The sequence below is a fragment of the Bartonella sp. TT119HLJHH genome, from assembly GCF_042193385.1.
Taxonomy (GTDB): domain Bacteria; phylum Pseudomonadota; class Alphaproteobacteria; order Rhizobiales; family Rhizobiaceae; genus Bartonella.
Genome location: NZ_JBHILS010000025.1, coordinates 1 through 8,800, shown reverse-complemented (window position 1 = coordinate 8,800; position 8,800 = coordinate 1). Strand labels below are relative to the sequence as shown.

Below are 8,800 nucleotides of genomic sequence, written 5' to 3'. Positions count from 1 at the left end.
TCATTCCAGATGGCTGTTGCAAGGGCTTCATTGACAGAACCATCTTCAAAAAGAGCCGCATCAAATTTACCTGTCTTTATCCGAGAAACCACCGCATTATGTGAAACACCCATCTTCTTCGCAAACGCACGAACCGATAGACCCTTACGCGTTTTCTTATTCATAGTTGCTCCATTTTGAATGGTATATACGAATTATTGTACACTTTAATTATTGACAAGGTTTTATTTTTCGTGTACATAAAATATATGAAGATAGTGTGGGATGAACCAAAAAGAGCTTTAAACATTGATAAACATAAGCTTGATTTTGCTGATGTTATTTACTTTGACTGGGAACATGCTCTTATTGATGCAACACATTCAAACCGCATGAAGGCTATTGGACATTTTGCTGATGGCACAACAGTTATTGTTTTTGCAAAGCTTGGCAATGAAGCGATATCCATTATCAGTTTTCGTCAAGCGAATAAAAAAGAAAGAGAGGTTTTCAATGACTATCAAAAAAACCTTTGAAACAGAATGTGGCTACACAAAAGAAGATTGGGACGCTGTGGATTCCCCACCACTAACAGATGAAGAACTTGCACGCTTAAAGCCAGCTAAAGACGTTTTACCACCTTCCTTTTTTAAGTATGTAACAGAAGAACGCCGTAAACGTGGGCGTCCACCCGTTGAATCTCCTAAACAAGCGGTTACTCTCCGTCTCGACCCAAATGTTATTGCCTCTTTTAAAAAACAAGGAAAAGACTGGCGAACACGTATGGGTGAAGTCTTAAAAAAAGCAAGTGGCAGCTAAACCAACCACCTCCCCATTGTTGATAACGGGGAGGAGAGATGTGTCTTAAGCTAAGCAGCTTTTACGACAGATCTTTCTAAGACTTGTTTTGCTTCTTTGATTAAAGCTTTATAATGTTTGCTTTCTTCTACCAACGTAAAGGCTTTGACAAGATGCATATGGAGTGGACCATAAATGTAAACAGCCTTTTTAGTTGGAGACATTTGATCCCAATCTTTTGGGAAAGCAAAACGTATATCATCACAATAATCAACAGATTGGCTTTTTAGTTTCTTTTCACATTCAATAAAGTAGCGTCGAGCCTGTCTACCTTTCTCATTGCGTTCAACCATTGAGAGCTCTTTCGCCATGTCTAAAGTGATGTGATATTCTGTACTTGGACGACCGCTTTTAGGTTTTACTAAATTTTTAGTAAAACTCACAAAGTCTTTATTTTCTAGGAAACCATATTCTTTAATACGATTAATAATCCAATCGTTAAAACGAGATGTTACCTTCAAAAACGTATGCAACTCACGTGCATTTACTGCTTGAACAGTTTCTTGATCAATTGTTTGTTCTGTAATTTTAATAAGAGTGTTCATAATGAACTCCTTGTTGATTAGGCTTTCTATTGACATCCTAAGAGGATGCCGGGTGCTAGAAAACACGGCAACAAGCCCGTCGTTACGCTTTCCTCGTGAGAGTATTGTATAGCGTAACCACACCCGACAATATTATTATACGCATGTAGCATATAATGAGTCAAAGTCTTTAATGTGCGGAAGACTGATTATTTCGGCAACCAATCCGCTTGTTGTTTTAAGGTGTTTTCTAGGCACCTGATTCGAAAATAGACATTGACGCAACAATGTCAAGAATAAACATAATTTTTATCTAAAAATAATCGCATACTGTACAGTGTACATATTGAAATCATTATTTATCAATGAGTTAAATGTACAATGTATAGTCAATTTGAAAATTCTGTCGCTAGCGATAGTTCGCGCTAGCCTGCCCCGCAACGAAGCCAACCCGCTGGGAAGTACCTTTTGCATTGATTTTATTGATTTTTTTATGAAAAAACAAAGCATAAGTGATAATCTGTTTTTAAAGTTGCAATAAGAATATGTAATTCCTAAACTCATAAGGATATGGAATATATAGATAAAGCTTGAGAACATGATCTAGCCTTTCTTATTAGCAGCGTATTCTTGACGAGAAAGTTGTCTCTGTATGTTTTTGGTTAATCTTTCATTGGCATATTGTGCAATAGCACTTGCAATCTCTGGCTTGGACATCACTTTAGCAATTGATGGTCCTTCTTGTTTTGCAATAGGGAATTGATCTCCATCCGCTCTTTGAAACACATTCCCATTCAGCTTTTTTAATTCAACACGCTTTGGAAAACTGCCTCCCTTGATAAAACCATGGGGTAAGATTTCTTTCTTTCCAAACAGTGTGTAAGTTACGCCGCGTTTTGTTTCGTTTGCTTTAAAAAATTTAAGAGGTATCGGTGTTACAGAACCAATGATATCTGTCTCAAGAAACCTTGCTGTCGCCTTTTCTTTAATATAAACACCTCTTCTTATACGCTTTATTTGGGCTGATGAGATGTCTGCAACTTGCTTTTCAGTGAAGCGTTCAACTTGTTTTGCTGTAGTGTTTAGAGCATTACGCAGAGCCCAATTAAGGCGAGGGGCTTGAAGGCTTGTGAAGGTATCTTTTGCCTGTTGAAGATACCATTTTTGGTGGATGATTAACTTCAACTTCTAAGCCTTTTTTGGGGTAGGTGACTTGGAAGCTTTAGATGCTTTTGGCTGTTCGAGTGGAATTTCCTCTGTCACTGGTTCAGACGATGTTTGTACGGCTTCTTGTTCTATCTGTTTAATTTGTTCAATTGCCTTATCTGTTTTTGCTGTTGTCTTGACGTCAATAAAAGGTTTTACAGCATTAGCGCGCTTGAGACGTGCGTAGACTTGATTAGAAACTTCAACAAATGGATTATTGGGTGTTGATGGTTCAAATCGAACAGTGCTTTTATTGTCTCCAACAACACACATTGGCTTAGTGATGACAGCTTTCATCATTGCTCCTTTTGAGTCATAATTAATGACATCGTTAGTCAAATATTGATTTTTGTTATTTGAAAAATAGATTAGTCAGAATTACCGAGAAAACAGGGCTTTCTAGCTACGTTTCAAGTTCATATTTTACTGAATTTTTGGGGATATTTTTGAATTTTAAACACAATACGACTAGTGCAGTACCGTCATTAAATACGATTTTTTATACTATGTCAACAAAAAAAATCATGATCTTGTATTTTTTTTATTTTTTTACCTAAATATGGTGTTTTAAAAGATATTCTTTATTTTCCTTTAACGAAACATTTATGTTGTATTGAAACATTTTAGATGTTATATTATTATAATGAATAGTCAAGAATTGAAAAGATATCTTATAAAGCATGGTTGCAGTTTTACTTCAGGGAAAGGTGGACATTTGCTTGTAAAGCGCGGTTCTAAAAAGTCCGTTTTACCTATGCATGGTACGCGAAAAGAATTAGGAACAGGATTAGTCCAGAAGATTCTTAAAGATCTTGACCTAAAATAAGCCTGAATATGGAGGTGTAAATGAAATATGCAATCAAATTTATCAAAGATGACAATGATACTCTTCTAGTCGTCTCTAAAGACTTTCAGGAATTTATTACCTATGGTAACGATGAAAAAGAGGCTTTGGAACAGGCTAAAAATGCACTTTTAACAGTCATTATGGGGCGTTTTCAAGATCGTGAACCTATTCCCTTTGGACATCGTGATATTGCCTATCCTTTTGTTGAAGTATCTTCATTGGTGACTTTAAAAATTGCAATACATAACGCTATGATTGAAAAAAACTTACGCAAAGCTGATCTCGTACGTCTTTTAAAACTTCATCCAGTACAAATTGACCGATTGTTGGATTTAAACCACGCAACCAAATTAGATGCCTTAGAATCTACTCTCATTGCTCTTGGAAAAGAGGTTGCCATTAATATCCAAGACGCCGCTTGAAAATTACCGGTTTTGCGTAAAATGTTTATAAAGCGCATTAAGAGCAATGCGCAATGAAAGCACAAGGTGTGGTAGTGATTGATCTTCTATGACAAGATACCGTAATGCGGCATGAAGGTTATATTGACGGTGTAAACATTGAGCTTCTTGAACAACATCTTTTACAGCTAAAAGACGTTGTGTTGCCTTCTGTACCCATTTCTCTCTTGCTCCGTTATCAGAAGTTGTAGGCATTTCATCATAAATTGCATTAGGCAATGCTTTTGCACATAGGTAATTGTTTTTCACTTCAAGATATTTTTGCGCAGCATCATATTGGTCTTGATTTATTTTGCCTTGCAAATAAAGCCGCCCGATATAGGTGCCGGAAAGCGGATTTTTAGCCTCTTCTATGGTCAAGCCAAAGCGCTTAGCACGCATTTCAATTGCCAATTTATCCATGGGTTCATGCGGTGTTTTTGCTCGTGAGATACGTCCATTTGGTTCTCTGATACATCCTTTAATCCGTGGACGACCGCGTTTTGCACGTTTTTTTCTTTTTGTCATATTTTTTTCAATCAGAATGGTATGCTATCATTATTAATGAGTGCACTATGATCAGCAGCCCCTGAAGCGATAGCATAATTTTGAGAAGTAATAGGTGAAGGGGTAGGGGATGCCGATTGATCTTTTTTGGCATCAAGCAAATACAACTCGCCTTTGAATTGTGGTAAGACAATCTCTGTTGTATAACGGTCATGCCCATTTTTATCTTGCCATTTGCGTGTCTGTAATTTTCCTTCTATGTAAACCTTTGAACCTTTGTTGAGATATTGAAGTGCAATTTTTGCCAAATGTGGATTAAAAATCACAACTGAATGCCATTCTGTTTTCTCTACTTTTTGATTGGTTTTTTTATCTGTATAGCTCTCAGAAGTCGCTATACTAAAATTGACTATTTCTGCTCCAGAATTCATTGTTTTGCTTTCGGGATTAGCACCAAGGCGCCCGATTAACGTCACTTTATTTAGCATATTTGTAGCCCCATTAGATTAGCAATTTATACATGAAAAATCTTAGCATAATTTGCATATTTATTCAATTATTTCAAAAGGATATTATTGTTTTTTAACATATAAAATTATGTTTACGGTGTATAAAATAAGGGGATCAAGGTATTCTATTCTGCAAGCACCGTTTTTTTTCTACTTTCTCCATGAGTTCCTTGCACTTTGTCAGATCTTGTTGTGAAAGAGACTTAAACATTCTAACAAACGTGTTAGAAATTTCATGGTTAAGTGGGGCAGAAGAGTTCATTGTAAAATTCTTACGACAAATATTTGCTTCTCTTCTCAAGATAGAAGCCGTTTCTTCATCTAAAGCATATTTCTCAATGATCTTTTCTTCCATGTCAGCAGGTATAGGCTTTTTGCCAATTTCTACAGAAGATAAAAATGCTATAGAGATGCCTAGTTTATCAGCCATATCTAAGAGCCTTTCAAAGTGATCAAGGCGAATTTTGCGTAAAGTTTTGCCAAATAGTGTAAGCATGTGATTAAAACTCCTATTCATGCAATCAAGCTGCTTTGAGAAATGATATTGTGTTTTTTTCAAAAATTTCTTTGACTTTTCCATAAAGTATAGCCTTGCCGCCTGGATATCTTAATGGTGAGCAGATATGAGTCATCGTTACGTGCCTTTTTAGGTGTTTTTTGATGTTTTGTTGATTTCATCAATCGATGTTAAGAAGATACAATACCGATTAACCAAAAAAGTCTTATAAATCAGAGATTTTACTATGGCTTTTTAGTACAAGACTGTAGTATGTAGATGGATATGTTTATTAAATTGCGTGTACGAAACATAAGAAACAATACACAGCATAAAAAATAGTACCAAAGTACAATGTCTAAATACCCAAATACGGTATCCAATGAAAAAGAAAACTGGTGTTCCACGTGCTTAGAAGTGACAGGCAAAGAAACCGTTTCTTTATAACTATTTGGAAAAATTAAAACGACAAGCGCTAAAATTATTATATTTAAAAGTCTGTGCATATACTGTTGTAAATCACGTGTTAGTTTCACCCAACCCGTTGTATCATCATCTTTATATTTTGGATTATTTTGCAATTCAAAAGGAATATGAGAATTGCATAAAATTACAAAAATATTTGTTATTATTATCAAACCAAAAGATGCAAATATCAAAATACTTTGGATAAAGTAGGGATTTTTTTTAATTCCTAAAAAACATAAAAATATAAAAGTTATAATGCCAAACAAGGCTCTTAGCTGTTTATCTGTAAACATATTTATTTCCTGCGGTTTTCGATAATTTTTTGATCTCTTTATTGATCTCGTCTATAAGAGGTTCGTAATTGAGAACGCTTTTCGGAATATTCCCACCGTAAACCCATGCTTTTACTTGCGCTTTGGTACTAAAATCCGCATTTTCTGGTGTGGTATAATACTGGCCGCCATCAAACTTTTCACACTCTCTTGTGCCGTCTTCATATTCGTAGAGGTTGTAAAAATACTCCTCTGCTCCGTCCCCCCAAGGAACATAACCAACAGCTGTTGCAACAAACTCTTTTTGCATGGGTTGTTTACGCTTTTTTAAGAACAGGTCTTTTAATATTCTCATGTTTTTAGTCCATAATTTTACCAATTGGTCTATTTGCCTCAAATTTGATCATACAGAGCGTTTTATATTTCGGATAGGTTTATCATAAAATCTTTAAATCGCTTTGTAAGGTGCTTTTTTGTCGATTTAAACGCATGTCTAATCGTAAAAAGATCAGCACTTTTCACTAGTTTGCTGTGGACCAAAGCGTTTCATTATCCCACCAATGCCATTTAAAGTTTCTTCAAGCTCTTGCTTGTGAACAAGCGTTAGTGGTCTAAAATGCTCTTTCGCTGTTTTTTCTTTGAGTGTTTTCTCACATGTGTTTTCAATTGCTCTACGTACAGTTTCGGCTTTTGAAAGAAGGGTATTTTCTAGTGTCTGGCAATAAGTTAAAAGCTCTCCACAAGTTGGCATAAATGTTTTTGATATCCCAATTGCTTGACCAGTTACGATATCTTCGACGCCTTTTTTCAGAGCATATGCTGAAATCCGTTCCAGCATCATGCTATAGGATAGAACAACGGCTTTGGAATCTGTGTTCGCAGGGACTCTCATGCTTGAGAGTAGGAAAGAAGCTTGCTCAATTTGCTTAACTGAAGCTTTCACAGAGAGCAACGCTTGTAGAAGATTGCAAGCATCTAAGGTTTGCTCTTCCTCCTGTTTCGTCAATGTATTCCCAGCTTTCAGCGTCAATGGATACCCCGGACTGATCATTTCCATAATCTTCTCCAGATGAGAGATGATCTCTGAGTTCGTTGAAGCCTTCTGCAAGCTGTTCTGTGAAAGTTTTCTGAGTGAATTTTCCATGATAACCACCTAACCGTTTTTCCTGTTCTAATCTTGCTTTTTTCTTTGCTAGCGTTCCGATAGGGCTTGTGACCCAATTGTACCAAGTCCTTTGCCAATCTCGTTTGTTTGCATTTTTACCTGGGTTTGCTATCCAGTAATTTGTGAACCGTTCGGTTTCTAACAGCGCCTCATCATGCGTTAATCCTTGATCGATTGCGTATTGCAAATTAGGTTTGAAATCCTCTGGCAATCGACAACCGCGATTAGCTTGCGCTCGTTTTGCTTTTTTGGGAACGTTCTCTTGCTCGTGAATGGGAGGTTGGTTTTCTACACCCGTTGTGATTTGCTCTGATGTGGTCTCAACAGCAGCAACCTCTGTTGGCTCGTCAACCTGTTCGTTTGTTTCTAAACTTTCAGAACCAATTTCTTTTTTTGCTAAAACGATAGTTTTAGTTTTTTTATATATATTCTTATTCTGGTTCTTTATAGCTTGATTTTGCTTAGCGTTTGCTTCAGCAAAAAAAACGTTTTGCTTGTCATTTGCTTCAGCAAAATTATTAACATGTTGTTTTGTATTGTTTTTTGCTTGTGCACCTTTTTTACCAGCCTCACTACGAACTTGCGATATGTGCTCTTTTTTATCAGCAAAATCGTTCAGCTCTTCTTCAACGCGCGTATTCCACAATCCATTATCTGTCTCAACAAGTTTATCATTCCTCATTAAGTATTCGACAATAGCTGCAAATTTTTTCTGCGAACAATTGCAAGCACGTGCAAGCGTTTCAAAATCTTCTTTAATTGGTGCTTTTTTATCGTACATGCGAACGAGAAGCGTCATATAAGCGCCCCTTTGCTCTAACGTCATTCCATCTGTACCACTTATCCAGTCATACAAATGGAATCTTATCCATGGCATACCATTAGACATGCGCATCCCCTTCTTTCATTAAATATAAATGAGTGATCATAATCCCCCCCTTAAGGCTCTACGTATTTATATGTTTGCTATGACAGAGCGTTTAGTCATAAATTAAAAAAAATGAACTTACTCAATTCAAAAATACACTGCATGCCTCATCTCGTTACATTTAATGTTTGGACCGATTGTGTTTTTCAAAAATTTTTTGAGAGTTTTCTTTGAAATATTTTGTGTCGCCATGCATCTTTATGGACAATTCTGGTCCTAAAGAATTTTTGGCTATTAAATGGTTGTTTTCATCAAAAGAAAAATTCCAATCAGAATTATTAAAAACGATTGTACAGCCTTCTGGAAAACCTATTTCCTGTATTAAATCTTTCAAAATATAAAAAGTATAATATGATTTTTGCAAAACATTTACATAGCTTTGCTCTTTTTTACGATATAAATAAAAAACTTTACGATAGGCCCACAAACAAAAAACCGTAATTACATTGGTCGTAAAAAGTATAATAATTGCCGCTAAACCATAATCCATCTTTACTTTCTTTCTTCTTTAAGAGTGTGAATGATGCTGTTGATGTTCGTTATTATCTGTAGGGGCAGCAATATGAGAAGATATTACTGTTTGTGATGCATTTGCTGTACT

Annotated in this window: 15 protein-coding genes; 4 read left to right on the top strand and 11 right to left on the bottom strand. The window is 36.0% G+C overall.

Annotated elements, in window-relative coordinates; translation table 11 throughout:
* The first annotated feature begins 248 nt into the window (after positions 1–248).
* Together ACFIJL_RS08165 and ACFIJL_RS08160 are read left to right on the top strand one after the other, a co-directional pair.
* Positions 249–515, top strand: a complete 267-nt coding sequence (locus ACFIJL_RS08165; protein ID WP_004856729.1) for a BrnT family toxin — start codon at positions 249–251, stop codon at positions 513–515.
* The gene (locus ACFIJL_RS08160; protein ID WP_375624130.1) at positions 493–798 is read left to right on the top strand and encodes a BrnA antitoxin family protein; all 306 of its coding nucleotides are present in this window, start codon (positions 493–495) and stop codon (positions 796–798) included. Before ACFIJL_RS08165 ends, ACFIJL_RS08160 begins: the two co-directional genes overlap by 23 nt.
* Before the next feature lie 50 nt (positions 799–848).
* Here ACFIJL_RS08160 and ACFIJL_RS08155 read toward each other — a convergent pair whose 3' ends face one another.
* From ACFIJL_RS08155 to ACFIJL_RS08145, 3 genes are all read right to left on the bottom strand, one after another.
* Complete coding sequence (locus ACFIJL_RS08155) at positions 849–1,382, bottom strand: antA/AntB antirepressor family protein (protein ID WP_375624128.1); 534 nt, start codon at positions 1,380–1,382, stop codon at positions 849–851.
* 582 nt (positions 1,383–1,964) lie between these two features.
* Positions 1,965–2,546: a hypothetical protein gene (locus ACFIJL_RS08150; RefSeq protein ID WP_375624126.1), complete on the bottom strand. Its 582-nt coding sequence runs from the start codon at positions 2,544–2,546 to the stop codon at positions 1,965–1,967.
* A gap of 3 nt (positions 2,547–2,549) precedes the next feature.
* Positions 2,550–2,864 (bottom strand): hypothetical protein, encoded by a 315-nt coding sequence (locus ACFIJL_RS08145; protein WP_375624124.1) that lies wholly within the window; start codon positions 2,862–2,864, stop codon positions 2,550–2,552.
* Between the two features lie 346 nt (positions 2,865–3,210).
* Here ACFIJL_RS08145 and ACFIJL_RS08140 point away from each other — a divergent pair, with 346 nt between their 5' ends.
* On the top strand, positions 3,211–3,393 hold the full coding sequence (locus ACFIJL_RS08140; protein ID WP_006589116.1) for a type II toxin-antitoxin system HicA family toxin: 183 nt from the start codon (positions 3,211–3,213) through the stop codon (positions 3,391–3,393).
* A gap of 20 nt (positions 3,394–3,413) precedes the next feature.
* Positions 3,414–3,836, top strand: coding sequence for a type II toxin-antitoxin system HicB family antitoxin (locus tag ACFIJL_RS08135; RefSeq protein WP_375624121.1), 423 nt, complete (start codon positions 3,414–3,416; stop codon positions 3,834–3,836).
* A 3-nt stretch (positions 3,837–3,839) separates the two neighbouring features.
* On the opposite strand, the gene ACFIJL_RS08130 is transcribed toward ACFIJL_RS08135, so the two are convergent.
* The 8 genes from ACFIJL_RS08130 to ACFIJL_RS08095 form a co-directional block, all read right to left on the bottom strand.
* Positions 3,840–4,382 carry a hypothetical protein gene (locus ACFIJL_RS08130; protein WP_375624119.1) on the bottom strand — a complete coding sequence of 181 codons (543 nt, stop codon included), beginning with the start codon at positions 4,380–4,382 and terminating at the stop codon, positions 3,840–3,842.
* An 11-nt stretch (positions 4,383–4,393) separates the two neighbouring features.
* Positions 4,394–4,849, bottom strand: a complete 456-nt coding sequence (gene ssb / locus ACFIJL_RS08125; RefSeq protein WP_375624117.1) for a single-stranded DNA-binding protein — start codon at positions 4,847–4,849, stop codon at positions 4,394–4,396.
* Positions 4,850–4,985: 136 nt separating this feature from the next.
* A complete protein-coding gene (locus ACFIJL_RS08120; RefSeq protein ID WP_375624132.1) occupies positions 4,986–5,366 on the bottom strand; it encodes a helix-turn-helix domain-containing protein in 381 nt (126 codons plus the stop codon).
* Between the two features lie 245 nt (positions 5,367–5,611).
* A complete protein-coding gene (locus ACFIJL_RS08115; protein ID WP_375624115.1) occupies positions 5,612–6,127 on the bottom strand; it encodes a hypothetical protein in 516 nt (171 codons plus the stop codon).
* A complete protein-coding gene (locus ACFIJL_RS08110) occupies positions 6,114–6,461 on the bottom strand; it encodes a hypothetical protein (RefSeq protein ID WP_375624113.1) in 348 nt (115 codons plus the stop codon). Before ACFIJL_RS08110 ends, ACFIJL_RS08115 begins: the two co-directional genes overlap by 14 nt.
* A gap of 153 nt (positions 6,462–6,614) precedes the next feature.
* Positions 6,615–7,049 (bottom strand): hypothetical protein, encoded by a 435-nt coding sequence (locus ACFIJL_RS08105; protein WP_273790335.1) that lies wholly within the window; start codon positions 7,047–7,049, stop codon positions 6,615–6,617.
* Positions 7,033–8,160: a YdaU family protein gene (locus ACFIJL_RS08100; RefSeq protein WP_375624111.1), complete on the bottom strand. Its 1,128-nt coding sequence runs from the start codon at positions 8,158–8,160 to the stop codon at positions 7,033–7,035. Before ACFIJL_RS08100 ends, ACFIJL_RS08105 begins: the two co-directional genes overlap by 17 nt.
* Before the next feature lie 160 nt (positions 8,161–8,320).
* Positions 8,321–8,689, bottom strand: a complete 369-nt coding sequence (locus ACFIJL_RS08095; protein WP_375613947.1) for a hypothetical protein — start codon at positions 8,687–8,689, stop codon at positions 8,321–8,323.
* Positions 8,690–8,800: the final 111 nt, after the last annotated feature.

Coding starts and splice junctions, on each gene's coding strand:
- ACFIJL_RS08120 (WP_375624132.1), bottom strand. CDS start 5,366: ATGCTTACACTATTTGGCAAAACTTTACGCAAAATTCGCCTTGATCAC.
- ACFIJL_RS08115 (WP_375624115.1), bottom strand. CDS start 6,127: ATGTTTACAGATAAACAGCTAAGAGCCTTGTTTGGCATTATAACTTTT.
- ACFIJL_RS08110 (WP_375624113.1), bottom strand. CDS start 6,461: ATGAGAATATTAAAAGACCTGTTCTTAAAAAAGCGTAAACAACCCATG.
- ACFIJL_RS08135 (WP_375624121.1), top strand. CDS start 3,414: ATGAAATATGCAATCAAATTTATCAAAGATGACAATGATACTCTTCTA.
- ACFIJL_RS08155 (WP_375624128.1), bottom strand. CDS start 1,382: ATGAACACTCTTATTAAAATTACAGAACAAACAATTGATCAAGAAACT.
- ACFIJL_RS08100 (WP_375624111.1), bottom strand. CDS start 8,160: ATGTCTAATGGTATGCCATGGATAAGATTCCATTTGTATGACTGGATA.
- ssb (WP_375624117.1), bottom strand. CDS start 4,849: ATGCTAAATAAAGTGACGTTAATCGGGCGCCTTGGTGCTAATCCCGAA.
- ACFIJL_RS08130 (WP_375624119.1), bottom strand. CDS start 4,382: ATGACAAAAAGAAAAAAACGTGCAAAACGCGGTCGTCCACGGATTAAA.
- ACFIJL_RS08095 (WP_375613947.1), bottom strand. CDS start 8,689: ATGGATTATGGTTTAGCGGCAATTATTATACTTTTTACGACCAATGTA.
- ACFIJL_RS08165 (WP_004856729.1), top strand. CDS start 249: ATGAAGATAGTGTGGGATGAACCAAAAAGAGCTTTAAACATTGATAAA.
- ACFIJL_RS08145 (WP_375624124.1), bottom strand. CDS start 2,864: ATGAAAGCTGTCATCACTAAGCCAATGTGTGTTGTTGGAGACAATAAA.
- ACFIJL_RS08140 (WP_006589116.1), top strand. CDS start 3,211: ATGAATAGTCAAGAATTGAAAAGATATCTTATAAAGCATGGTTGCAGT.
- ACFIJL_RS08160 (WP_375624130.1), top strand. CDS start 493: ATGACTATCAAAAAAACCTTTGAAACAGAATGTGGCTACACAAAAGAA.